Source organism: Pseudomonas sp. NBRC 111131, assembly GCF_001320525.1.
GTDB classification, from domain to species: Bacteria; Pseudomonadota; Gammaproteobacteria; order Pseudomonadales; family Pseudomonadaceae; genus Aquipseudomonas; species Aquipseudomonas ceruminis.
This window is the reverse complement of the sequence record NZ_BCBH01000002.1, coordinates 359,158-381,555: the sequence shown is the minus strand read 5'-3', so window position 1 is coordinate 381,555 and position 22,398 is coordinate 359,158. Positions and strand designations below refer to the sequence as shown.

23 protein-coding genes are annotated in these 22,398 nt (G+C 63.9%); 10 read left to right on the top strand and 13 right to left on the bottom strand.

Annotated features, from left to right (window positions below):
• The 4 genes from APH34_RS03775 to APH34_RS03760 form a co-directional block, all read left to right on the top strand.
• On the top strand, positions 1 to 364 hold a 364-nt coding region (locus APH34_RS03775), incomplete at its 5' end, for an aromatic-ring-hydroxylating dioxygenase subunit beta (RefSeq protein WP_054899833.1).
• Positions 365 to 374: 10 nt separating this feature from the next.
• Positions 375 to 1,127: an SDR family NAD(P)-dependent oxidoreductase gene (locus APH34_RS03770; RefSeq protein ID WP_054899832.1), complete on the top strand. Its 753-nt coding sequence runs from the start codon at positions 375 to 377 to the stop codon at positions 1,125 to 1,127.
• Positions 1,128 to 1,147: 20 nt separating this feature from the next.
• Positions 1,148 to 2,107, top strand: coding sequence for a PDR/VanB family oxidoreductase (locus APH34_RS03765; protein WP_054899831.1), 960 nt, complete (start codon positions 1,148 to 1,150; stop codon positions 2,105 to 2,107).
• Between the two features lie 11 nt (positions 2,108 to 2,118).
• Positions 2,119 to 2,616 carry a flavin reductase gene (locus tag APH34_RS03760; RefSeq protein WP_054899830.1) on the top strand — a complete coding sequence of 166 codons (498 nt, stop codon included), beginning with the start codon at positions 2,119 to 2,121 and terminating at the stop codon, positions 2,614 to 2,616.
• Positions 2,617 to 2,619: 3 nt separating this feature from the next.
• Here APH34_RS03760 and APH34_RS03755 read toward each other — a convergent pair whose 3' ends face one another.
• The 3 genes from APH34_RS03755 to lpxO form a co-directional block, all read right to left on the bottom strand.
• Positions 2,620 to 3,189, bottom strand: coding sequence for a GNAT family N-acetyltransferase (locus APH34_RS03755; protein ID WP_054899829.1), 570 nt, complete (start codon positions 3,187 to 3,189; stop codon positions 2,620 to 2,622).
• A gap of 78 nt (positions 3,190 to 3,267) precedes the next feature.
• Positions 3,268 to 3,612, bottom strand: coding sequence for a carboxymuconolactone decarboxylase family protein (locus APH34_RS03750; protein WP_054899828.1), 345 nt, complete (start codon positions 3,610 to 3,612; stop codon positions 3,268 to 3,270).
• Between the two features lie 73 nt (positions 3,613 to 3,685).
• A complete protein-coding gene (lpxO, locus tag APH34_RS03745; protein ID WP_054899827.1) occupies positions 3,686 to 4,585 on the bottom strand; it encodes a lipid A hydroxylase LpxO in 900 nt (299 codons plus the stop codon).
• A 158-nt stretch (positions 4,586 to 4,743) separates the two neighbouring features.
• On the opposite strand from lpxO, the gene thpR reads away from it, so the two are divergent.
• Positions 4,744 to 5,289 (top strand): RNA 2',3'-cyclic phosphodiesterase, encoded by a 546-nt coding sequence (gene thpR / locus APH34_RS03740; RefSeq protein WP_054899826.1) that lies wholly within the window; start codon positions 4,744 to 4,746, stop codon positions 5,287 to 5,289.
• Between the two features lie 6 nt (positions 5,290 to 5,295).
• Here thpR and APH34_RS03735 read toward each other — a convergent pair whose 3' ends face one another.
• From APH34_RS03735 to APH34_RS03720, 4 genes are all read right to left on the bottom strand, one after another.
• Positions 5,296 to 7,725 carry a TonB-dependent receptor gene (locus APH34_RS03735; protein ID WP_054899825.1) on the bottom strand — a complete coding sequence of 810 codons (2,430 nt, stop codon included), beginning with the start codon at positions 7,723 to 7,725 and terminating at the stop codon, positions 5,296 to 5,298.
• 80 nt (positions 7,726 to 7,805) lie between these two features.
• Positions 7,806 to 8,795: a FecR domain-containing protein gene (locus tag APH34_RS03730; RefSeq protein WP_054899824.1), complete on the bottom strand. Its 990-nt coding sequence runs from the start codon at positions 8,793 to 8,795 to the stop codon at positions 7,806 to 7,808.
• On the bottom strand, positions 8,792 to 9,298 hold the full coding sequence (locus APH34_RS03725; RefSeq protein WP_054899823.1) for a sigma-70 family RNA polymerase sigma factor: 507 nt from the start codon (positions 9,296 to 9,298) through the stop codon (positions 8,792 to 8,794). The genes APH34_RS03730 and APH34_RS03725 overlap by 4 nt, the downstream gene beginning before the upstream one ends.
• 95 nt (positions 9,299 to 9,393) lie before the next feature.
• Positions 9,394 to 10,299, bottom strand: coding sequence for an AraC family transcriptional regulator (locus APH34_RS03720; RefSeq protein WP_054899850.1), 906 nt, complete (start codon positions 10,297 to 10,299; stop codon positions 9,394 to 9,396).
• Between the two features lie 180 nt (positions 10,300 to 10,479).
• Here APH34_RS03720 and calA point away from each other — a divergent pair, with 180 nt between their 5' ends.
• Complete coding sequence (calA, locus tag APH34_RS03715) at positions 10,480 to 11,532, top strand: vanillin reductase (RefSeq protein ID WP_054899822.1); 1,053 nt, start codon at positions 10,480 to 10,482, stop codon at positions 11,530 to 11,532.
• 67 nt (positions 11,533 to 11,599) lie between these two features.
• On the opposite strand, the gene APH34_RS03710 is transcribed toward calA, so the two are convergent.
• Positions 11,600 to 12,916 carry a hypothetical protein gene (locus APH34_RS03710; RefSeq protein ID WP_054899821.1) on the bottom strand — a complete coding sequence of 439 codons (1,317 nt, stop codon included), beginning with the start codon at positions 12,914 to 12,916 and terminating at the stop codon, positions 11,600 to 11,602.
• Positions 12,917 to 13,118: 202 nt separating this feature from the next.
• Here APH34_RS03710 and APH34_RS03705 point away from each other — a divergent pair, with 202 nt between their 5' ends.
• Positions 13,119 to 14,318, top strand: a complete 1,200-nt coding sequence (locus tag APH34_RS03705) for a sugar transporter (protein ID WP_054899820.1) — start codon at positions 13,119 to 13,121, stop codon at positions 14,316 to 14,318.
• A gap of 27 nt (positions 14,319 to 14,345) precedes the next feature.
• On the opposite strand, the gene APH34_RS03700 is transcribed toward APH34_RS03705, so the two are convergent.
• The 3 genes from APH34_RS03700 to APH34_RS03690 form a co-directional block, all read right to left on the bottom strand.
• On the bottom strand, positions 14,346 to 14,930 hold the full coding sequence (locus APH34_RS03700) for a LysE family translocator (RefSeq protein ID WP_054899819.1): 585 nt from the start codon (positions 14,928 to 14,930) through the stop codon (positions 14,346 to 14,348).
• 50 nt (positions 14,931 to 14,980) lie between these two features.
• Positions 14,981 to 15,811, bottom strand: coding sequence for an AraC family transcriptional regulator (locus tag APH34_RS03695; RefSeq protein WP_054899818.1), 831 nt, complete (start codon positions 15,809 to 15,811; stop codon positions 14,981 to 14,983).
• A 79-nt stretch (positions 15,812 to 15,890) separates the two neighbouring features.
• Positions 15,891 to 16,781, bottom strand: coding sequence for a LysR family transcriptional regulator (locus APH34_RS03690; RefSeq protein WP_054899817.1), 891 nt, complete (start codon positions 16,779 to 16,781; stop codon positions 15,891 to 15,893).
• A 104-nt stretch (positions 16,782 to 16,885) separates the two neighbouring features.
• Between APH34_RS03690 and APH34_RS03685 the strand changes: the two genes are divergently transcribed.
• Positions 16,886 to 17,539 (top strand): oxygen-insensitive NAD(P)H-dependent nitroreductase NfsB, encoded by a 654-nt coding sequence (locus tag APH34_RS03685; protein WP_054899816.1) that lies wholly within the window; start codon positions 16,886 to 16,888, stop codon positions 17,537 to 17,539.
• A 102-nt stretch (positions 17,540 to 17,641) separates the two neighbouring features.
• Here APH34_RS03685 and tal read toward each other — a convergent pair whose 3' ends face one another.
• Both tal and APH34_RS03675 read right to left on the bottom strand, forming a co-directional pair.
• On the bottom strand, positions 17,642 to 18,601 hold the full coding sequence (tal, locus tag APH34_RS03680) for a transaldolase (RefSeq protein ID WP_054899815.1): 960 nt from the start codon (positions 18,599 to 18,601) through the stop codon (positions 17,642 to 17,644).
• 18 nt (positions 18,602 to 18,619) lie between these two features.
• Positions 18,620 to 20,206, bottom strand: coding sequence for an FGGY-family carbohydrate kinase (locus APH34_RS03675; protein WP_054899814.1), 1,587 nt, complete (start codon positions 20,204 to 20,206; stop codon positions 18,620 to 18,622).
• A gap of 254 nt (positions 20,207 to 20,460) precedes the next feature.
• Here APH34_RS03675 and APH34_RS03670 point away from each other — a divergent pair, with 254 nt between their 5' ends.
• Together APH34_RS03670 and APH34_RS03665 are read left to right on the top strand one after the other, a co-directional pair.
• Positions 20,461 to 21,459, top strand: coding sequence for a LacI family DNA-binding transcriptional regulator (locus APH34_RS03670; RefSeq protein WP_054899813.1), 999 nt, complete (start codon positions 20,461 to 20,463; stop codon positions 21,457 to 21,459).
• A gap of 146 nt (positions 21,460 to 21,605) precedes the next feature.
• Positions 21,606 to 22,334, top strand: a complete 729-nt coding sequence (locus tag APH34_RS03665) for an SDR family oxidoreductase (RefSeq protein WP_054899812.1) — start codon at positions 21,606 to 21,608, stop codon at positions 22,332 to 22,334.
• Positions 22,335 to 22,398: the final 64 nt, after the last annotated feature.

The window sequence follows — 22,398 nt, the reverse complement described above, 5'->3', positions numbered from 1 at the left end:
TATCATCCCCATCGACCCGCGGCAGACGGACTACGAGAATACCCTGAACTACGCCTACGACGACCACCACATGCGTACCCTGCGTGTGCAGCGGCTGGTCGGTGGCGAATCGATTTCCACCAGCCCGCAGCCGCGCACCGTGCGCAGCCTCTCGCGCATCCGCGTGCTGAGCGACGACGGCGTCACCGTGACCGTGCGGGCCGCACAGAACCTGCGCGAGTTTCGCAAGGAAAGCCTCAAGCACTACACCGCCGACCTGACCTACACCCTGGTACGCCGCGAGGGGGGCTTCCAGCTCCAGCGCAAGGTCATCAGCCTGATCAACAGCGACGATACCCTTGCCGGTATCGGCTACATCCTGTGAGGAGCCTGTCATGAACCAAGTTGCATTGGTAACCGGGGCCGGCCAGGGGCTGGGCCAGCGCTTCTGCGCCAGGCTGCTGGCCGCAGGCTTTGACGTGGTGGTCTCGGACCGTGACCTGGCCCAGGCCCAGGCCTGCGCCGAGCGCCTGCAAGGCGCATCGCAGGGAGGGGGTGGGCGGGTGCTGGCGTTGAGGTTGGACGTTGGCAGCAAGGCCGATTTCGAGCAGGCGCTGGCTCAGGTGCTGGAGCACTTCGGCGCCCTGCACGTAGTGGTCAACAACGCCGCCGTGACCAAGACCACGCCACTGATGCAGATCAGCCCCGAGGAATTCGATGCCGTGGTGGGTCTCAACCTGCGCAGCGTGTTCCTCGGCTGCCAGGTGCTCGGCGCCCACCTGGCCGAGGCCGGTTACGGGCGGATCATCAACATGGCTTCGCTGGCCGGGCAGAACGGCGGCACCGCGACCGGTGCGCATTACGCCGCGAGCAAGGGCGCCATCGTTACCCTGACCAAGATCTTTGCCAAGGAATTCGCGACCCGCGGCGTCACCGTCAATGCCATTGCCCCAGGGCCGATCGACTCGCCGGCGGTGCATGCCGCGGTGCCCGCACAGCGGATGCAGGGCCTGTTGGCCAACATCCCGGTGCAGCGCCTGGGCGATGCCGATTTTCTTGGCGATCTGATCGTGCAACTGGCGCGGCCTGAGGCCTACTTCACGACCGGGGCGACCTGGGACGTGAATGGCGGCCTGTTCATGCGTTGAATTTATCCAGGACACCGGTCATGAATGAAGAACTGTTGAATGTAGTGGTGCGCAAGCGCGAGATCCAGGGCGCCGACGTGGTCGTGCTCGATCTGGGACGCGCCGATGGGGCGGCGCTGCCAGCCTTCGAGGCGGGGGCGCACGTGGATATCCATGTCGCCCCCGGCCTGGTGCGGCAGTATTCGCTGTGCAGCGACCCGGCCGATGCCTCGGTGTATCGCCTGGGAATACTGAAAGACCCGGCCTCGCGTGGTGGCTCGGTGGGGGTGCACGAGGCTCTGGTGGAAGGGCGCCAGGTACAGATCAGCGCGCCGCGCAACCTGTTCCCGTTGGCGGCCGATGCCCGCCGTTCGCTGCTGCTCGGCGGTGGCATCGGCATCACCCCGATGATCGCCATGGCCCATGCCTTGTACCAGCAGGGTGCCGATTTCGAGTTGCATTACTGCGGGCGTTCGCGCAGCCGCAGCGCCTTCCTCCAGGCGTTGGCCAGCGCGCCGTTCGCCGCCCGGGTGTTCACCCATTTTGACGACGAAGACACCGCCCAGCGCCTGAACCTGACGGATGTGCTGGGGGCCGGTACGCCGGGCACGCACCTGTACACCTGCGGGCCTTCGGGGTTCATGGACTGGGTGATTGCAGGCGCCCGGCAGCAGGGGTACGCCGAGGACCACATCCACAAGGAGTACTTCCAGGTCGAGGTCGACGCCAGTGGCGCAGGCTTCGAGGTGGTCGCCGCGCGCAGCAACAAGACCGTCCAGGTCGCTGAGGGGCAGAGCATCCTGGAGGCCTTGGCGCAGGTGGGCATCAAGATCGACATCTCGTGCGAGCAGGGGGTGTGCGGGACGTGCATGTGCGAGGTGCTCGAAGGTGAACCGGACCACCGCGACGTGTACCTGACCGATGAAGAAAAAGCCGCGAACGACCAGATCCTGGTGTGCTGCTCGCGGGCCAAGAGCAACAAGCTGGTGCTGGATATCTGAGGAGCACGACCATGGTAGACGTAACCCAATTCCGCAACGCAATGGCGATGCTCGGTGGCGCCGTATCGGTCATCACCACCGATGGCCCCGCCGGTCGCTTCGGCTTTACCGCATCAGCGGTATGCAGCGTGACCGACGCACCGCCGACCTTGCTGGTGTGCATGAATCGCTCGTCGTATTCCAACGAGCAGTTCAAGGCCAACGGCGCCTTGTGCGTGAACGTGCTGGCCGGTACCCACCAGGACCTGTCCGGGGCCTTTGCCAATCGCAACCTGAGCATGGAAGAGCGTTTTGCAACCACCCCCTGGACGGTGCTGGAAAGCGGTGCGCCGGTGATGCAGGAGGCGTTGGTGAACTTCGATTGCCGGATTGCCCAGGTGCATGAGGTGGGTTCGCACAGCATCTTCTATTGCGAGATCCAGCAGATCCGCCATGGGGGGGCCGACGATGGGCTGGTGTATTTCAACCGCGCCTATCATCGGGTGTGCGAGGCCTCCAAGGCCTGCTGAGGGTCAGCGCCCACGGCGTCGTGACACGCGCGCCTCGATGTTCTTGCGGCCGATCAGCAGCGGCGGTTTTTCCACCACCGGCGCGTCCGCCAGCCACTTGTACATCACCAGGCAGTCCACCAGCCCGAGGCGGGCGTGGCGGTAAGCCTTGGGCAAGCGGCCGACTGTGTCGAAGCCGAGCTTGTGCCAGAGCGCCACGGCCACGTCGTTGCTCGCCACTACCGAATTGAACTGCAGCGCCAGGAAACCTTCCTGGCGTGCCAGTTTCTGCGAGTGTTCGCACATCACCCGGGCCACGCCACGCCCACGGGCGGCCTCGCTGACCATGTACCCGCAGTTGCCCACATGGGCGCCTGGACCGGCGGCATTGGCCTTGAGGTAGTAGGCGCCGAGCAGTTCGCCGTTCTCTTCGGCCACCCAGGTGTGCGCGGGGAGCTCCAGCCACAGCTGGCGTGCCTGTTCGAAGGTGATGGCCGGGTCGTAGGCGTAGGTTTCGCGGGCCTGGACGATGGCCTGAAAGGTGGGCCAGAAGCGCTCGAAATCGGCGGGCGTCATGGGGCGGATGTGGATCATGGCGGTTCCTGCTAGGGCTAGGCCGCCAAGTCTGGGTGGCGCAGCGCCGTCGCGCAAGGGCGGCGACGCTGCCTTGGCTCAGCCGTTGGCCTTGCCGACTGCATCCAGGGCACGGGCCGAGTAGACCAGCGCGGCACCGGCATTCATCGCCACAGCCACACCCAGGGCCTCGGCGATCTCTTCACGGGTGGCACCTTGTTTGACCGCCTGCTGCGAATGCACGGCAATGCAGCCGTCGCAGCGAGTGGTCACCGCCACGGCCAGAGAGATCAGTTCGCGGGTCTTGGCGTCCAGGTGGTGGGTCTTGGCGCCGGCACCGCTGGCGGTCATGTAACCGGCAACGGTGTCGGGAGACAACTGCTTGAGATCGCCGATGCCGGCCATCAACTGCTTACGGTAGGCGTCCCAGTCCATCATGCTCATCGTCTTCACCTTGGGGAGGTTGCGAGTGGAGCTTAGAGGCTAGTCGATGTTGTGGGCGCCTGTGCGCGGCGCCTCAGATATAGATGAACAGCAGGATCACAGCCGCCACTACCAGCCATTTCTCCAGGTAGTAACGCATGCGGTTGCGCTTTTTCAGTGCCTTGCCACGTTCGCGGATCTTGTAGATGCGGGTGAACAGGCGGTTGATGCCGCCGGTCTTGTCGTTGGCATTGTTCGGCGCCGCGGCGGCCGCCATGACATTGCGGCTGAACCAGCGGTTGAATGCGGTGGCCCAGCGGTACTTGAGCGGGCGTTCGATGTCGCAGAACAGAATGATGCGGTTGTGCTCGGTGGTGTTGGCCGCATAGTGGATATAGGTTTCGTCGAACACCACCGCTTCCCCGTCACGCCAGGCGTACTTCTCGCCATCCACATCGATGTAGCAGCCATCGTCGTTGGGCGTATCCAGGCCCAGGTGGTAGCGGTAGGAGCCGGCGTACGGGTCCCGGTGGCGCACCAGCTTGGCCCCTGGCGGCAAGGTGGCGAACATGGCCGCCTTGACCGAGCCGATGCCCTGCAGCAGCTCGGTGGTGCGCGGGCACAGGTTCATCGCCGACGGGTGGCTTTCGCCGTACCACTTCAGGTAGAAGCGCTTCCAGCCGGTCTTGAAGAACGAGTTGAAGCCCACATCGTCATAATTGTCGGACTTCTTGATCTCGCCCACATGCAGCAACTGCTGGGCCTCCTCGCGGATCTCCTGCCAGTGATCCTTCAAGGGCTGCAATTCAGGGAAGGCCTCGACGGGCAGGTACGGCTTGGCCGGATGCTTGGAGAACAGGTACAGGAAACTGTTCACCGGGGCCAGGAAGCTGGAATGGTCACCCAGCTGACGGGTCAGCTTGTGACGTACGCGACCGCGCAGGTGAACATAGGCGATCGAGAGGGCGAATATCAGTACGAGTGCAATTTTCATGGACGATTACTTGTCGAAAAAATGGCCATGCGCCATGGCATAAGCCCGCCAGCATAAACAATCATGGGGGTAGTTTGTACATATTGTTACGTGAATGCATGGCGACTTAGGTGCAATGCCCTACAGTCTGCGCAAACGTTTTAGGTCAAGGAGTACTCATGGCTCAGGACATACGCCCCAGTGGCGCACCTTTCAAGCGGCTGTTCTTCGCCTTGCCAATCGCCGAGGGGCAGCGTCGCGACATCGCCCAGTGGCGGCGCAGCCTGGCGCTGCGCAGCGGCAAACCGGTCCCCCGCGAAAACTTTCACCTGACGCTGCTGTTTCTCGGGGATGTGGACGCGGCACAGATTGCAGCGGTCTGCGCCACGGTAGACAACCTCGTTCTCCCTGAAGCGCCGCTGCGTCTGCTGCTCGATCAGCTGAAGGTGTGGCAACGCGCCAATGTGCTGGTGCTCGAGCCGCAGGAAACGCCAGTGGCACTGCGTCAGTTGGTCTACGGGCTGCAGCAGGCGCTACTGCCCTTGGGCGTCGCCGAGCAGGCGCGGGAGTACCGCCCGCACCTAACCCTGTCACGGGACTACCGCGGCCAGCCGCCTGAGGCCACGGTGGCGCCAGACTTCTTCATGGTCGCCCGGCACTTTACCTTGTACGAGTCGCGCAAAGGCCGCTACTGGCCACTGGCGCAATGGCCGTTGACGGCGTGACGGCGCTCAAAACTGTGGCGTGTACTTGACCGTGAACAAGACGTTGCGTGGTTCGCCGTAGTTGTTGCTGCCATTGAGCTGGTTGAAGCCCGCTACCCAGTACTTCTTGTCGAACAGGTTGTTGCCATTGACCGCCAGGTTTACCTCAGGCGTCAGCTGATAGGCCAGGCGCGCGCTCCACACGGTATAGCCGGGGACGGTATAGGTACGCTCGTAGCCCAGCGTGTGGCTCTGGGTGGTAAAACCAAGGCCGGTGCTCCAGCGCTGGCCGTCCAGCGGCAAGGTGTAATCGGCCCAGGCCCGCAGCATGTGCTTGGGTGTCCACTGGCTGAACACGCGGCCTTCTTCCTCCGGGTCGTCGAGGAATTTGGTGGTGTTGTAGGTGTAGCCGGCAAACAGCTGCAGGCCGCTGAGCACCTCGCCGCTGATCTCAGCCTCGATACCCTGGCTACGCACCTTGCCGGCTGCGGTAGAGCAGTACCAGTCATCACAGGCGAAGCCCGAGGCCACGTCAGTGACCGCGCGGTTTTCCTGGTCGTAGCGGAACACCGCCAGCGAGGCGTTGACCCGGCCGTCGAACAGTTCTCCCTTCACGCCCGTTTCGTAGTTGCTGCCGATCACGGGCTTGAGCGGCACGTTGTTGACGGCCCGTTCGGTCTGCGGCACGAACACATCGGTGTAGCTGGCGTACCAGGCCCACTCGCGGGTCAGGTCATAGACGAAACCGGCGTAGGGGGTGACTTCGCCCGACTCGGTCATGCGGCTGGTGGGGTAGCGGGTACCAGGGTCGGTGCGGCTGTTGAAGTCGATCGAGTCCCAGCTGTAGTCGAACCAGCTGACCCGTGAGCCGACGATCAGGGTCAGGTCGGCGGTCGGTTTGACCCGCCAGACGCCATACAGGCCTTTCTGGCGTATGTCATAGCCGGCCTTGTTGGACCGCGCGCGCGCACCGTCGAACAGGCTGTCACGGCTGGGCTCCGGGCGGTTGTGGTCGATGTCGAAAATGTTGTCGGCGGAAACGTCGAAGTTGCGCCAGTAGGCGTCGTCCGAGGTCAGTTTGGAATAGTTGCCGCCCAGGGTGATTTCATGGGCCAGCGGCCCGGTGTCGAAGTGGCCCACCAGGTTCATGTCCAGGCCCAGCTTGGTGTTGTGAAAATCGGTGATCCAGTCGGCGTAGGTAATCCCGCTGCCGTCAGGTGCCACGCCGTTGCCGGTGGATTGCACGCGCTGGTGCGTGGAGGTGTTGGTTTCGTCCATGCGCACGGCGGCGGCCTTGAACGCCCAGCCATCGTTGAAGCGGTGCTCGAGGTCCAGGTAGTACGTGGTCACGTCAGTCTCGGCGCGGCTCCAGCGAGCGCCGGTGAAGGTCGAACGGGGCAGGTCGATGGGTTTGCCGTCAGCGTAGCGGGGTATGCCACGCAGCATCGGCCGCGACTGCTGGCGGTTGTAGCTGATGCCGGCACCGACAGTGGTGGCGTCGTTCAGGTCGATGTCCAGCGCACCATACAGGGAGTGGGACTTGGCCCATTGGTAATCGATGAAACTGTCGCTTTGGTCCTCATCCGCGACTAGCCGGCCGCGCACGCGACCGTCAGCGGTCAGTGGGCCACCGGCGTCCAATTGCAGGCCATAGTGATCCCAGCTGCCGGCCTTGCCGGTGACGGTGACCGTGGGTGCGGCCTGGCCGCGCTTGCGCACCAGGTTGATCGCACCCCCCGGGCTGCCGGTGCCTTGCAGCAGGCCGGAGGCGCCGCGCAGCACCTCGACGCGGTCGAAGAACACCAGGTCCTGGGTCGCCCAGTTGCCCAGCGAGTAGTTGTTGCGGGGTATGGGGACACCGTCGTACTGCCAGTCATCGATCTGGAAGCCGCGCGAGGTCACCACCATCCCTGGGCCAATGCCCTGAGCGCCAACGATGCCGGTGGTGTGGTTGAGCGCGTCCTGCAGGTCGGTGATGCCTTGATCGTCCAGCTGTTTGCGGGTGATCACGGTGATCGACTGGGGAATTTCCTTGAGGCTGTGTGTGCCTTTGCCCAAGGTCACTGCCCGGGCTGCATACGCGCCGCTGCCTTCGCTGGTGGGGTCCAGGTAATTGTCGATGATGGTGGTGCTGCTCAGCTCCAGTGCATCGCCCACCTGGTTGGCCGGAGTCACACTGAAATGCCCGCTGCTGGTGATTCGCAACTGCAGGCCGCTGCCGACCAACGCCGTTTGCATGGCTTGCTCGGCGCTCATCTGGCCGACCACGGCCGGTGCCTGCTTGTCGCGTACCAGGGCCGGCTCCAGGGCGATGATGGTGCCGCTCTGACTGGCAATGCGGTTGAGCGTGGTGGCAAGGCTCGCAGCCGGCAGGTCGAACGACAGGGTGTACGCATGAGCGCTGAAGCTGGTCAGGGCAGCGACCAGGGGCAGGGCGCGGGGCCAGAGGTTGTGCACGGAAATCTCCCGATTTGTAGTGGCTTGTCAGGAGATAGGTGCAACGAGAAATGAAAACCGGACACGGCTGAGAATGATTTTCATGATTTTTTTTGCCCTGCCTGTGCAGGCCCGATCAAGGTCAGCCACCGGCCATACTGCCGGATGTTGATCGGCAGGCTCTCGGCCAGGGCTATCAGTGCTTCCTGCGGCTGATCGAGAGGGAACACCCCTTGTACCCGCAGGTTGCGTACGGCGGGGGCCAAACGTACATAGCCGCGCTGGTAGGGGCGCAAGGCATCGACCACTACGTGCAGGGGCTCGTCCAGCACTTCCAGGCGGCCGTGCAGCCAGGCGGCGCGTTGTTCTTGCGCTTCGGACAGCGGCTCGATGATGTGGCTGTGCAGCAACGCCGCCTGGCCTTGCTGCAGGTCTAGCCAGCGGCCATCGGGCAGGCTGGCGCGGACACTGTGCTCCAGCACCACCACGCGGGTGGCATCACCCTCCTGGCTCACCAGAAAGCGCGTGCCCAAGGCCTGGACCTGCCCCTGCGCCGTGCGCACGCGCAACGGGCGCTGCGGGTCGGCAGCGACCTGGATCAGCAACTCGCCCTGGCGCAACACCAGCAGACGTTGCGTGGTATCGAAGCGCAGGTTCACGGCACTGGCGCTGTTGAGGCTCAGGCGGCTGCCGTCGGCCAGGGTGAAGCTGCGCCGTTCACCGCTATCGGTGTGCAGGTCGGCCAGCCAATTCTGGGTGGTGTCGCTGCGCCAGCCAGCCCACAAGGCACCTCCGAGCAAACCGACACTGGCCAGGGAGGCCAGCACTTCCCGGCGTGAAAGGGTGGGCTGGAGCAGCACCTGGCGCGCTTCGGCCGCCTGCCCAGGGGCGCGTTGTTCCAGCGCACGCAAAGGGGCGAACGGCTGACCTATGCGACGTTGCAGGCGCTCCCAGGCCTGCTGGTGGGTGGGGTCCTGTTGCAACCACTGGGCCAGGCGCTGCAACAACGCGTCATCGGGTGTGCCTGCCTGGAGTGCCACCATCCAGTCGAGGGCCTGTTCGCTGACCGGGTCGAGGCTGGCGTTGCTCATGGCTGCAACTCGCTCAGGTAGCACTGGCGCAATGCCTGCTTCATGTAGCGGCTGACGGTGCGTTCGCTGATCTGCAGCTTGCTGGCGATATCGACATAGCTCAGGCCATCGAGCTGGCTATACAGGAAGGTGGCCTTGACGATGGCAGGCAGGCCGTCCAGCACCTGGTCGATGGTTACCAGGGCTTCAATCAGCAGCAGTTGCTCCTCGGCCGAGGGGGCTACGGGTTCTGGCAACTGCGCCAGGCGCTCCAGGTAGGCCTGCTCCAGTTGGCGGCGGCGATGGCGATCGAAGATCAGCCGGCGCGCAATGGTCGAGAGATAGGCGCGCGGTTGCTGGATGCTGTCGGGGTCGACGCGCGCGCCGAGCATCTGGCAGAACGCTTCGGCGGCCGTGTCTTCGGCGTCAGCGCGGTTGCGCAGGCGCTTGTGGATGTGTTGGAGCAGCCAGCGATGATGGTCGCTGAAGAAAAAGCCCAGCTTGCGGGTCGATGTGCTGTCCAACGCCTGGCATCCAGTTGTGAGTGTGAATCGTTCTCAATGGTAGCTGGGTCGATGGACGCCCCGCAACGGCGGCGTTGAAGCAGTGGCCTCACAGCTCAGGCCGGCAGGCTCTGATAGGGCAGCTCCTCCCCAGGGCTTCGGGCGAACTCGCGCTTGTACTCGCGGCTGAATTGCGAGGTGCTCTGGTAACCCACCCGATGCGCGACCTGCGCCACGCCAAAGCCTTCGCTGATCAGCATCTGTTGCGCCTTGAGCAGGCGCAGGCGCTTGAGGTACTGCATCGGCGCCATGTCGGTGCAGCGTTTGAAATGCTCGTGGAAGGTCGACACACTCATGTTCGCCCGTGCGGCCAGGGCTTCGACACTCAGCGGCTCGGTGTAGTGCTCACGCAGATGGGCGAGGGCGGCGGCAATACGGGCGAAGTGCCCTTGCTGTTCCACCAACGCCCGCAACACGCCCGCCTGCGGCCCGCGCAGCGCGGTATACAGCACTTCCCGCACCCGCGCCGGCCCCAGTACTTTGGCATCCAACGGGTCCTGCAGGCACTGCAGCAAGCGTTCGACACTGGCACGCATGGGGGCATCGAGTACAGCGGAGGTCATCGATTGGGGCGTTTGCGCCTGCACCGCCGGGTCGGGAGCCAGGTCCATGCTCTGTACCAGCTCACTGAGCACGGCACGGTCGATGTCGACTGCCACGCCCAACAGCGGCGCCTCGGGGGTGGCGAAGGTTTCGCACATGAACGGCACCGAGAGCGCCTGCACCAGGTAATGCCCCGCACCGTATTCCAGGGTACGAGGGCCCATGCGTGCAAGTTTGCTGCCTTGGGCAAGGATCATCAGGCTCGGCTCGTAGATCTGCGGGCTGCTGGCCACATACTGGGCCCAGCTCAATACATGCACCTGGGGCAGGTGGGTGGGCACGAAGCCCGGGCGTGTGGCCAGGCTGCGAATCAGTGCGCAGAGCGGGGCGTTGGCGTCGACGTGGCGGGTCAGGTGCATGATGAACCAAGGCAGAGAATCAGACAGTTGCATCATCGCAGATTGACGGTCTAGCGCCAGATGGGACACGGAAGGTTCGGAGAATCAGGCATGCATGCCGGAGAATTTGCCGTGGGCAGGGACGGCACAGGCGCGCAAAATGCGCCGCCTGAATCGTTTCACTTGCCCATGAGGTCCTGCATGTATACCGCTATCGGTTACGCCGCCCAAACCCCGACCAGCCCCCTGGCCCCCATGACGTTCGAGCGCCGCAGCCCGCGCCCGGACGATGTCGCTATCGAAATCCTCTACTGTGGCGTGTGCCACTCCGACATCCACCAGGCCCGCAATGAATGGGGCATTGCGGTGTACCCGCTGATGCCAGGCCACGAGATCATTGGCCGGGTCACGGCGGTGGGTGCCCAGGTCACTGCGCACAAGGTCGGCGATTTGGTGGGTGTTGGCTGCATGGTCGATTCCTGCCGCCATTGCGAGGCCTGCGCCAAGGACCTGGAGCAGTACTGCCTGGAAGGCCCAACCATGACCTATGCGACCCCAGACCGGGTCGACGGCAGCAATACCATGGGTGGCTACTCCAGCAGCATCGTCGTCAACGATCACTTCGTGGTACGCATCCCGGCTGGCATGGACCTGCCTAGCGCGGCGCCGATTCTCTGTGCCGGCATCACCACCTATTCGCCGCTCAAGCACCATGGCGTTGGCCCCGGCCACAAGATAGGCATCCTCGGCATGGGTGGCCTGGGCCACATGGGGATCAAGCTGGCCAAGGCCCTTGGCGCCGAAGTAACGCTGTTCACCCGGTCCCAGGCCAAGGCCGAGGAGGCCCGCCGCCAGGGTGCCGACCATGTCATCGTGTCCACCGACGCTGAGCAGATGCGCGCCGCCGCTGGCCGTTTCGACTTCCTGCTCGACACCATCCCGGTGCAGCACGACCTGAACCCTTACCTGGAAACGCTCAAGTTCGATGGCGTGCATATCCTGGTGGGCCTGATCGAGCCGATCGACCCGGCGGTACATGCAGCCCACCTGGTGACCAAACGCCGGGTGCTGGCCGGCTCGCTGATCGGTGGCATCGCCGAAACCCAGGAAGTGCTGGACTTCTGCGCCGAGCACAACATCCGTTGCGACATCGAGATGCTGGATATCCGCAATATCAACCAGGCTTATGAGCGCATGATCGCCGGTGACGTGAAGTACCGGTTCGTGATCGACATGGCTACCTTGCAGGGTTGACCCCTGCCGGCACCGGCTCCCAGGTTTGTGGGAGCCGGCTTGCCGACCACAGGGCCGGTGCCGTCAATCACCAGAGCAATGGTTTTTCCCACCCCTTCCAGAACAACCAGCGGCGGACCTCGCCATGCTCCCCGGTACCGATCTGCCATTCAGGCCGCCCACTGCCCAGGGCAATGACCGAAATGAAGCCGGCGTGGCTGGCCGCAACCAGTGTGCGGCCGTCCTCGCTGATGTCCATGGCGCTGATGGTCGAGCCCAGGTAGTGCTGCCAATGCGCCTTTCCATCCTCGCCAAACGCACGCAAGTAGCCATAGGCATCGCCTACGATGTACTCGCCATGGCCGGCCACCCCCGCATAGACCCGTGCGCCATCCTGCAGCAGCGGTGTGCGCGGGTCTTCGCTGTAGTAATCGGTGTCCAGCCCCGGCAGGTCGGCAACGCGCACCCCAACAGTGCCGCCGTTGTAGAAGTGGCAGGCGTTGACGATCAACTGGTCGCCGCTGCGGTTGAACAGGGCGAAATGCGGATATTCACCGCCCGGGCCGATCTCGGCCACCTGCTCCAGTTGCGCGTCCAGCACCAGGTGTCGGCTGCTTTGCTCGCCGAGTACGATCAGTTGCCCATCCGGCGACACCGCCCCATGCTCCATGGCCAGCCCCAGCGCGATATCGTCCGGGTCGGTGCCGTCGGCCAGTGCTTCAAGGACTTGCGCCTGGCGTGGCAGCAGGCGGGTAGCTCCCTCTGCTGCCAGCAGGAAAATCCCCTCGGCGCTGACCAGCAGTACCCGCTGGCCGTCTGGCAGCGGCACCAGCGCCGTGGGCGTCGGCGGCAGGTCGAACGGCTCGAACGGGTAACCCGCAGGCAAACCCTCCAGCCCGGTTGGCCAGGGCAGGCGGGCGACGTGCGGCCCGCCCCAGCCATCGGTGACACGCACACCCTCGGCATTGGCCAGGGCGAAATAACGCCGCTGCGGGCAGCGTCCGAAATGATCGGTGCCGATCACCGGCGTTACCCCGTGCTCGCCAATACGCACCACCTGGCCTTTTTCATGGGGCATGCCGATGCGCGCCAACAGGCTGCCGTCGTCGAGCAACAGGAGGCTGCAGATGCCTTGCCCATGCTCATCGAGCAAGGGCACCAGTGGCAGGTGCGCAGGTGGCCAGGCCTGGCGAAAGGCCTGGCGCTGCTGTTCATCGACACCGGGTTGGTTGATCGCCTGCAGGGCAGCCTGCCAGGCATCGAGCAGGTGGTCGGTGGCAATGGGCTGTGGTTCTTCGCGTTCGTCCCAGCCGTTTACGGCGCCTTGCGCGACGTAGCGGTTGATGGCCTGGGCGTAGGCGGTGACCGCCTGCTGCCATTGCTGCTGGGCATGTTGCTTGTCCATGGGCGGATCGGGCTCCTTGTTCCGCTTGCAGTTCACACAGAGCGCGCATGGTACCCCCAATGCGCCCCCGGTTGTGAGGCCCGGTATTGACGCGTACCATGCCGGCATTCCTTCCAATAACAAACCCGTGCCTCAGCGCGGCCGATACTTGGCCCCTGACGCGCGTGTTTTCGCCTTGCCTGCGGAGAATAGACTTCCACCCATGAACGGACCCATTCCCACCAACCTGCCACCGGCCACCGGTGGTGGCAGCTGGCTGAGCGTGATCGCACTGGCCCTGGCGGCCTTCATCTTCAACACCACCGAGTTTGTGCCGGTGGCGTTGCTCAGCGACATCGGCCGCAGTTTCGACATGACCACCGCGCAGGTCGGCCTGATGCTGACCATCTACGCCTGGGTCGTGGCGCTGGCCTCGCTGCCGATGATGCTGCTCACACGCAACATCGAGCGGCGGCGCCTGCTGCTGTTCGTGTTCCTGGTGTTCATCGTCAGCCACGTATTGTCGTGGTTGTCGCAGAGCTTTGCCATGTTGCTGGTGAGCCGTATCGGCATCGCCCTGGCGCACGCCGTGTTCTGGGCTATCACCGCTTCCCTGGCGGTGCGCGTGGCGCCGCAGGGCCAACAGGCCAAGGCGCTGGGCCTGCTGGCGACCGGTACTACCCTGGCGATGGTGCTGGGCATCCCCCTGGGCCGCGTGGTGGGCGAGGCGCTGGGGTGGCGCATCACCTTCCTGAGCATTGCCGGGGTGGCGCTGGCCACCATGCTCTGCCTGATAAAGTCGCTGCCGCTGCTGCCGAGCCAGAACTCCGGCTCCCTGCGCAGCCTGCCGATCCTGTTCAAGCGTCCGGCGCTGGTAATCACCTATGTGCTGGTGACGTTGGTGATCACGGCGCAGTTCACCGCCTACAGCTACATCGAGCCGTTTGCCCTGCATGTGGCGCAGATCGGCGGCGAGCGCACCACGCTGCTGTTGTTGCTGTTCGGTGGCGCCGGGGTGTTCGGCTCGCTGCTGTTCAGCCGCTACAGCGACCGTTTCCCGCATGGCTTCCTGGTCGGTGCGATTGGTCTGCTGGCGGCGTGCCTGTTGCTGCTGTTGCCGTCGTCGGGCAACTTCTATCTATTAGCCGGGCTGAGCATGTGCTGGGGGATCGCGATCCTGAGCTTCAGCCTCTCGCTGCAGTCCAAGACCTTGAAGCTGGCATCCGATGCCACGGACGTGGCCATGGCACTGTTCTCGGGGATCTACAACATCGGCATTGGTGGCGGGGCGTTGCTGGGCAGTATCGTCAGCAGCCAGATGGGCGTGGCCGACATCGGCCTGGTGGGCGGCAGTGTGGCAGTGGTCGGGCTGCTGCTGGCGGTCGCCAGTACCCGGCGCTTTCGTGAGGCCCTGAGTAACTGATTGACCTACCGGCAGCCAGCACCGCTTTCAACCCAGCAACGCTGCCCAGGCCGAGACCAGCAACAGCGCCGCCAACCCCCGGTTGAACCACAGCAACCGGCCCGGCGCCTGCAACCAGCGGGCACTGCCTACGCCCAGCAGTGCCCAGGCGGTCATGCTGGGCAGGGCAACCAGCAGAAACACCAGCGCCAACTGCCAAATCGGCAGCGTCGGCGCGGCGAATACGCCGACCACTGCAACCGCCATCAGCCAGACCTTCGGGTTGACCACCTGCAATGAGGCAGCGCTCCAGGCCCCAAAGGCCTTGCCCGATTGCGCCGCTAATGGCTCGCCTGCACTGCGTAACATGCGCCACCCCAGCCAGCTCAACCACAGCACCCCGGCCCAGCTCATCAGTTGCTGGGCCAGTGGGTGACGCAGCAGCAGCTCGCCCAGCCCCAACCCCACCAGCAGCACGATCGCAGCCGCCGCCCCGCAGCCCGCCAGGATCGGCGCCACGCTCGCCCGTAGCCCCTGACGTGCGCCATGGGCGAGGATCAGCAGGTTGGTCGGCCCGGGGCTGATGCTGGCGACCAGGGAGAAAAGCATGAAGGGCAATAACGCGTGGGACATGATGAACGACTCCGATTGATCAGAGCGTCATGCTCGGCCATTGCGGCGCCTCAGTCTGGAAGGTTTGAGCAGCGTCGGCGGTAATCGGCTGGGGTCAGTTGGTAGGCACGGCGGAACCAGCGCCCGAGGTGGCTCTGGTCGGCAAAGCCCAGGGCCATGGCCACCTCGGTGGGTGTCTGGCCGTTGGCGAGCAGGCGCCGCGCACGGGCCAGGCGCAACTGGATGAGGTAGGCATGCGGCGCCAGGCCAAAGGCGGCCTTGAAGGCGCGGGTCAGGCGGAAGCGGTCGACGCCGCAGGTCCGCGCAAGGTCGTCCAGGCCAATGTCCTGGTCCAGGTGCGCATGCAGGTAGTCCCGTGCCCGCTGCGCCGTCAGCGGCAGGCGCGGGTCAGGGTTGAGGCGCTTGCGCCAGTGCAGGTGGCGGGTGAGGCTGGCGAGCAACGCGTCCAGGGCGGTCTGACGGACAATACGCAGTTCCAGGCCATGCACCGCCTGGAAGGCGAGGGTGGTAGCGCGGGCCAGGTGGGCATCGTGACACAGGGTGTCGGCGAAACTCGGCAGGCTGCCGCTGGGGGCGTGTTCGAACAGCACCCGCAGTTCGGCCTCCAGCCAGTGAGGTTCCAGGTACAGGGTCGAATAGGTAAACCCCTCGTCCGTTGGCGCATGGCCGTCGTGAATATCGCCAGGCTCAAGCAGGAACACCTGCCCTGGCGTGCTGCAGTGGCGCGTGCGCCGGCAATTGAATTGCTGCACACCTTGTTCGGTGACGCCGACCAGGAAGCTGTCGTGCCAATGGGGGTCGTAGGCATGCCCGACGAAATGCGCGCGGACCGACTCGATGCCGGTGTCGGCGTCTTGCTTGAGGTCGATCCAGTTGCTCATGGCGGCGGCGCTGTCGAGGGGAGGCCGTTCACCTTAACCCACAACCGAGTACGGGTTTAGAACAATTGTGCGCCGGCGGTCATTGCGGTTGCAGCGCTGCGAAGCGGTCGCGCAACCACAGGTGCAGCTGTGAAACGGCAGGCGACAGCTGCTTGCGATGGGGGCACACCAGGGTCACCGGGGTGTGCTCGCCAGGTTGCTCGGGCAGCAGCACTTCCAGTTCGCCGGCGGCGATGTTGGCGCTTACATCCAGCCACGACTTGTAGGCGATGCCATCGCCCAGTAACGCCCAACGCCGAACCACGTCGGCATCGTCGCTGAACAGCGGCCCACTGACCTGCACGGTACGGTTGCCCAGCCGCCACTTGTCGTAGATGCGCCCCAGTTGCAGGTACAGCAGGCAACTGTGCTGCTGCAGGTCTTCAACGCTCGTGGGCCGGCCATGTTTGGCCAGGTAGGCGGGCGAAGCCACCAGCACCCGGCGATTCCACGGTGCCAGTGGCAGGGCGATGTAGTTGGCCTCTTCGTTGCGGCCGTAGCGTATGGCTACGTCCACCGGGTCGCGGAACAGGTCGGCCACCTGGTCGGAAAGCAGCAGGCGCAGGGTCAGGTCCGGGTGCTCACGGCGAAAATCGCTCAGCCACGGCAACAGGATGTTGCGGCCCAAGTCCGAAGGCGCCGACACCTGCAGCATGCCGCGCAGGGTGCTGTGCGCACCGTGCAGGTTATCGCGGCCTTGGCGCAGGCTTTCGAGCACGTTGAGCGCAGTGGGCAGGTACAGCTCGCCCTCGGCGGTCAGGCGCAGGCTGCGTGTGGTGCGGGCGAACAGGCGCACATCGAGGTCGCGCTCCAGGCGCTTGATTGCGGCAGCGACCTGGCCCGGCAGTAGGTCGGCTTCGTGGGCCGCGGCGGTAAAGCTACCCAATGCGCTGCTGCGCACGAACAGTTCGAGGTCGGTAATGCGGAGCATTTTCACTCCAGGGGTGAAAGTGTTGCTGCATTCTGCCGGTTTTTCCGAGTTACCGGAAAGATAATATGCGCGGTAAATCCCGTTCCGCTTATTGGAGTTGCTACATGGATACCGTCTCCCTGGCCAAGCGCCGCTACACCACCAAAGCCTACGACGGCGCGCGCAAGATCCCGCAGGCCACTGTCGACGCCTTGCTCGAACAGCTGCGCCACAGCCCGTCCTCGGTCAACTCGCAGCCGTGGCACTTCGTCGTTGCCGACACCGCCGAGGGCAAGGCGCGCCTGGCCAAGAGCACGACCGAAGGTTATGCCTACAACTCGCCGAAGATCCTCGACGCTTCCCATGTCATCGTGTTCTGCACCCGCACGGATATGACCGAGGCGCACCTGGACACCCTGCTGGACCAGGAGGCCGCCGACGGTCGGTTCCGTGATGATCAGGCCCGGGCCGCGCAGAACCAGAGCCGCCGGCACTACGCGAACCTGCACCGCTTCGACCACAAAGACCTGCAGCACTGGATGGAAAAGCAGACCTACCTGGCCCTGGGGACCGCCTTGCTCGGCGCCGCCGCCCATGGTCTGGATGCCACGCCGATCGAAGGCTTCGACAGCAAGATCATGGACGCCGAACTGGGCTTGCGCGAACAGGGGTACACCAGCGTGGTAGTGCTGAGCCTGGGTTACCGCAGCGAGGCAGACTTCAATGCCGGGCTGAGCAAGTCACGGCTGCCGGCGTCCAAGGTATTCACCTTCCTCTGAGAGCCGCCTGGCCATTACCGGCACGAGGCCAACGCGCAAGGCTGAACGTGACTGCTGTGGCAGCGGGCGTGTGCCGCGATCAGGCTGTGCGATGGGCCGCGTTCAAGTGCGCAGGCGTTGTGCGATAAGCGCCTCCAGCTTGCCCTGGTCTACCGCAAAGCCGCGAATACCCTCGGCCAGTTTCTCGGTTGCCATGGCGTCCTGATTCATCTGCCAGCGGAAATCACGTTCACTCAGTGGCGGTGGCGGCGCCTGGTGTTCGGCTGGCGTGGTGAGGGCAGCCTTCAGGCTGCCCTCGGTCACAGCCAGCGCCTCCAGTAACGCTGGGCTGATCGTCAGCCGATCGCAACCGGCCAACGCAATGATTTCACCCACGTTGCGAAAGCTTGCCCCCATCACTGAGGTCCTATAGCGATGCCGCCGCATAAAACCATAACTGGCTGCAACCAATTGAACCCCAGGCTCCGCCGCTGGCGTGTACTCGGTATCCGGGCAAGCGCGGCGATGCCAGTCCAGTACCCGGCCAACAAAGGGTGAGATCAGGTACACGGCCGCCTCCGCGCAAGCGCGTGCCTGGGCCAGGCTGAAAATCAGGGTCAGGTTGCACTGGATGCCCTCACGCTCCAACGTACTGGCCGCACGAATGCCCTCCCAGGTAGCAGCGAGCTTCATGAGGACGCGTTCACGTGGGACACCCGCGGCCTCATACAACCCGACCAGGCGCCTGGCCTTGCCCAGGCTCGCCTGTTTATCGAAGGACAGGCGGGCATCGACTTCGCTCGATACCCTGCCGGGTATGTGCTGTAGCAGGTTGCAGCCCAAGGCGACGATCAGGCGGTCGGATATGTCTGCTACCGCTTCCACCAGTGGCACGCCGGCGGCTTTCGTCAGGGCGCATAGGTCATCGAGCAAGGCGTCGTATTGCCCCGACGCAATGGCCTGGAACACCAGGGTGGGGTTGGTGGTTGCATCGTGGGGGGCGAAGCGGCGAATGGCGCGAAAATCGCCGGTGTCGGCGACGACTGTACTGTACTGCCCCAACTGGCTGAGCAACGTCGGCATGGTGGTATTCCTTGGTCGTTATCGGCGGGCCAGGGGCTGGGCAGGGCGTGCTGTCGCGCAACGTTGCCTGGTCTGGTCTGCCAGGCCGTGCATAGTGGGGCTCAAGGCGGGATAGGCCGCGCAGTAATGCGCAAACATCTGGTCATAAACGGCTTTGTTAGCGGGGTTGGGGTCGGCCCGTCGACGCAGGGTGCGCCAGTTGCAGATTGCTTCGATATCCTCGATGGCACCGATTGCCAGTGCCGCGAGCATGGCGCCACCCAGCGGTGCTTCGACCTGTTGTTCGATGGTGAGCACGGCGTAGCCCGTGACATCTGCGATGATCTGCATCCACAAGTCCGACGCCGTGCCGCCCCCGACCACGATCAGTTGCGGGTCAAGCTGCAGGCCTGCGCCACTGGCCATTTGCATGTTGTGGCGCAAGGCAAACGCCAGCCCCTCGAGCAGCGCGCGATACAGGTGAGCCTTGTGATGGAACAGCGACAGACCTATATAGGCTCCCGACGCTTTGGCATCCCAGATTGGGCTGCGCTCGCCCATCAGGTAGGGCAGGAACAACAGTCCGTCTGCACCGGCGGGCGTCTTTGCCGCCTCCCGTTCCATCAACTGATGCACCTCCACGCCAGTCGACAGGGCAGCTGCTTGCTTTTCCTGCTTACAGAACTGCTCACGGAACCAACTGACGGCTGCACCGGCAGTAATGGCACCGCCAAAACTGTAAGTGTTCGCGCCAGCGTCGTAGACGTAAGGCATGTTGATCAGCCCTGGGCTGGCGTCCTTGCACGCTTTGATAAACCCCCAGCACATGCTGGTGCCCAGCATTGCTACGTGGTTGCCCGGAGCAATGACGCCAGCGGACAGCGTTGCCATCGCCGCATCGACCCCACCTGCCACCACCGCCGTGCCAGGCAGCAGCCCTAGCCGCTGCGCTGCAGCCGGCAGCAGGCTGCCAATGACTTCTCCGGGCGTGACCAGGCGTTGCGGCATCATGTTGGGGTCGATGCCCAGTGCATCGAGCAATGCCGGCGACCAGGCGCGCCTGGCCAGGTCATAGATGCCGCCGATATTGCCCGCTGAGCTGTGGTCCACCGCCAATTCACCGGTCAGGTGGTATTGCACGTAGCTATTTGGCGGCAACAGATAGCGTGCCCTGGCCCAGACCTCAGGTGCGTTGCGCTTGATCCAGAGCATCTTGGTATAGCCGTAGTAGCTATCGATGCCGTTGCCGGTGACGCGCTGCAACTGTTCGACATCCAGATGCTCACGCACCCATTCGGCCTCGGCGATGGCGCGGCGGTCCATCCAGATCAGGCAGGGGTGCAGCGGCTTGATATCAGCGTCTACCGGGATTCCCGATCCACCGTAGAGGCTGCTGATGCAGATGGCCTTGATGCTGGCTGCCGGCACCTGGCTGCGGCGCACGCTGCTGGCGACTGTTTCATAGACTGCTTCCAGCCATACATCCGGCCATTGCTGCGCCCACAGTGGCCGGGGTTGTTCGACCTGATAGCTGGCAGAGGCCTGAGCGACCATGTCTGCGTCGGTAGACACCAGGAGCGCTTTGGTGCTTTGCGTGCCGATGTCGACTCCAATCACGTAATCCATTTTCACCCCTTCTTATTATTGGCTTGGCGTGTAATGCAGACGTCGACATAGGTATGCCGCCCGCTCCATGACGCCGCCATATGGTGGTTGCCCGTCCTTGGCAGATGAATGTTAACGTCAACATTTAAAAACGCTAGCACAGCGTTGTTGGCTTCACAATACGCAGGCGAGTTTGTGGCCTGGCGCAGAATCAGTGAGAATCGACGGGCAGCCGCTGACGACAGTACCCGCAGACCAGCCAGCATCGAGCGTCCATGAACAGACTAGGCAAAGCCACCATTACCGACATCGCGAAACGCGTGAACATGACGACCGTCACCGTCTCGCGGGCGCTCAACCAGCCGGAGAAGGTCAAGAAAGAGACGCTGGAACAAATCCTCAAGGTGGCCAAGGAGCTCAACTATGTGCCCAATGCCTTTGCCCGTAATCTGAAGAATCGTGAAAGCCGGCTGGTGGGCCTGGTGACGGCAAGCCTGGAAAACCCGTTCTACGGAGAAATCATCAAGGCGATTACGCGCCAGGCCAAGACACGCGGCTATACCTTGATGCTGTTCGATACCGATGGCTCGCCGGAGCTGGAGGCGCGTGCAATCGATACGCTGCTCAGCTATCAGGTAGCCGGCCTGATGCTGTCGGTCATCAGCGACGATGACCAGTACCAGCCGAGCTACCTGGCCAAGCTGGAAATGGCGGCTATCCCGGTGGTGCAGATCGACCGCCAGCTGTCTGGGGCACCGTTCGCCGGGGTGTACCTGGACAACGAGCACAGTGGCTATCAGGGGGCGCGCGCCTTGCTTGCACAAGGCCTGCGCCGGGTCTTGGTGGTGGCAGGGCCACAGCGCTCGAGTATTTCCCTGGCGCGGCTGGCAGGCATCCGGCGGGCACTGGAGCAGTGGCCTGAGCCGACGGTGGTGGAAGTCGTGCATGGGGACTACACCCAGGCACCGGCACGGGATGCGGTGCGTAACTACCTGCAAAGCGGCAAGTGGCCCGAGGTGATCTTTGGCCTGAACGCCCTCATGACCCTCGGTGCTTTGCAGGCCATGCGCGAGCTTGGCCTGAGCCGCAATGACATCGCGCTGTTCAGCATCGACCAGGTGCGCTACGCCGAGCTTTTTGGCGAGCCTATCCCATGCATCAGCCACAGCGGCACCCAATTGGGCATAGGGGCGATCAACCTGCTGCTCGGGCAGATAGACGACCCTTCGCAGCCTGTTGAAGACAAAGTCATAGAAGGGCGGCTCCTGCTCTGATCCCCCGGCAGGTTATACATACTTGGTTAAAAATGTAGACGTTGACATTTTGGTCGGTGAGGTTTCAGATGGGCCGGCAGAGCGATGTGAACGTCTACATAATAATAATCAAGCGCCCCTGATCGTTCAGGGGTGGGAGGTGGCGAATGGCAATGCAACTCGAAGGTAAAGTGGCAGCAGTCACCGGCGCTGCGTCGGGGATAGGCCTGGCATCGGCCACGGCAATGGTGGCGGCAGGCGCCAGGGTGGTCATGGTTGATCGGGATGAAGCCGCCTTGGTCAGCGCCTGTGAGCGCCTGGGGCCAGCGGCCATGCCGCTGGTGATCGATCTGCTGGTCCCCGAATCCTGTGCGATGCTGCTGCCAAGCGTGCTGGCCAAGGCCGGCCAACTCGACATTCTGTATGCCAATGCCGGTTGCTATGTGGGTGGCGATCTGGTTGACGGGGATGTGGCCGCCATCGACCGAATGCTGAACCTCAATGTCAATGCCGTGATCAAGAACGTGCATGACGTGCTGCCGTACATGATCGACCGGGGTGAGGGCGATATTCTGGTAACGGGCTCGGTGGCGGGGCACTTCCCGGTGCCTTGGGAGCCGGTTTACTCGGCCTCCAAGTGGGCGATCAACTGTTTTGTGCAGACGGTGCGGCGGCAGGTCAAGGTACACGGTATCCGTGTCGGTGCAGTGTCGCCTGGCCCTGTGAGCAGTGCGCTGCTGGCCGATTGGCCGGAAGAGAACCTGAAGAAGGCAAAGGCGAGCGGCAGCTTGATCGAGCCATCCGACATAGCCGATGCGGTCATGTACATGCTCACACGCCCGCGCAATGTGACGATCCGGGACATGATCGTGTTGCCTTCGGCATTTGATATGTAGCAACAGGTAACCGCTGCACGCGTTGGCTCGCCCGGACACTGCTGCAGCGGACGCTGCGCCGCTA

Bases quoted from the DNA above. Each gene is read 5' to 3' on its own strand.
- APH34_RS03770 (WP_054899832.1), top strand. From the start codon at position 375: ATGAACCAAGTTGCATTGGTAACCGGGGCCGGCCAGGGGCTGGGCCAG.
- APH34_RS03765 (WP_054899831.1), top strand. From the start codon at position 1,148: ATGAATGAAGAACTGTTGAATGTAGTGGTGCGCAAGCGCGAGATCCAG.
- APH34_RS03760 (WP_054899830.1), top strand. From the start codon at position 2,119: ATGGTAGACGTAACCCAATTCCGCAACGCAATGGCGATGCTCGGTGGC.
- APH34_RS03755 (WP_054899829.1), bottom strand. From the start codon at position 3,189: ATGATCCACATCCGCCCCATGACGCCCGCCGATTTCGAGCGCTTCTGG.
- APH34_RS03750 (WP_054899828.1), bottom strand. From the start codon at position 3,612: ATGAGCATGATGGACTGGGACGCCTACCGTAAGCAGTTGATGGCCGGC.
- lpxO (WP_054899827.1), bottom strand. From the start codon at position 4,585: ATGAAAATTGCACTCGTACTGATATTCGCCCTCTCGATCGCCTATGTT.
- thpR (WP_054899826.1), top strand. From the start codon at position 4,744: ATGGCTCAGGACATACGCCCCAGTGGCGCACCTTTCAAGCGGCTGTTC.
- APH34_RS03730 (WP_054899824.1), bottom strand. From the start codon at position 8,795: ATGAGCAACGCCAGCCTCGACCCGGTCAGCGAACAGGCCCTCGACTGG.
- APH34_RS03720 (WP_054899850.1), bottom strand. From the start codon at position 10,299: ATGCACCTGACCCGCCACGTCGACGCCAACGCCCCGCTCTGCGCACTG.
- calA (WP_054899822.1), top strand. From the start codon at position 10,480: ATGTATACCGCTATCGGTTACGCCGCCCAAACCCCGACCAGCCCCCTG.
- APH34_RS03710 (WP_054899821.1), bottom strand. From the start codon at position 12,916: ATGGACAAGCAACATGCCCAGCAGCAATGGCAGCAGGCGGTCACCGCC.
- APH34_RS03705 (WP_054899820.1), top strand. From the start codon at position 13,119: ATGAACGGACCCATTCCCACCAACCTGCCACCGGCCACCGGTGGTGGC.
- APH34_RS03700 (WP_054899819.1), bottom strand. From the start codon at position 14,930: ATGTCCCACGCGTTATTGCCCTTCATGCTTTTCTCCCTGGTCGCCAGC.
- APH34_RS03695 (WP_054899818.1), bottom strand. From the start codon at position 15,811: ATGAGCAACTGGATCGACCTCAAGCAAGACGCCGACACCGGCATCGAG.
- APH34_RS03690 (WP_054899817.1), bottom strand. From the start codon at position 16,781: ATGCTCCGCATTACCGACCTCGAACTGTTCGTGCGCAGCAGCGCATTG.
- APH34_RS03685 (WP_054899816.1), top strand. From the start codon at position 16,886: ATGGATACCGTCTCCCTGGCCAAGCGCCGCTACACCACCAAAGCCTAC.
- tal (WP_054899815.1), bottom strand. From the start codon at position 18,601: ATGCCGACGTTGCTCAGCCAGTTGGGGCAGTACAGTACAGTCGTCGCC.
- APH34_RS03675 (WP_054899814.1), bottom strand. From the start codon at position 20,206: ATGGATTACGTGATTGGAGTCGACATCGGCACGCAAAGCACCAAAGCG.
- APH34_RS03670 (WP_054899813.1), top strand. From the start codon at position 20,461: ATGAACAGACTAGGCAAAGCCACCATTACCGACATCGCGAAACGCGTG.
- APH34_RS03665 (WP_054899812.1), top strand. From the start codon at position 21,606: ATGGCAATGCAACTCGAAGGTAAAGTGGCAGCAGTCACCGGCGCTGCG.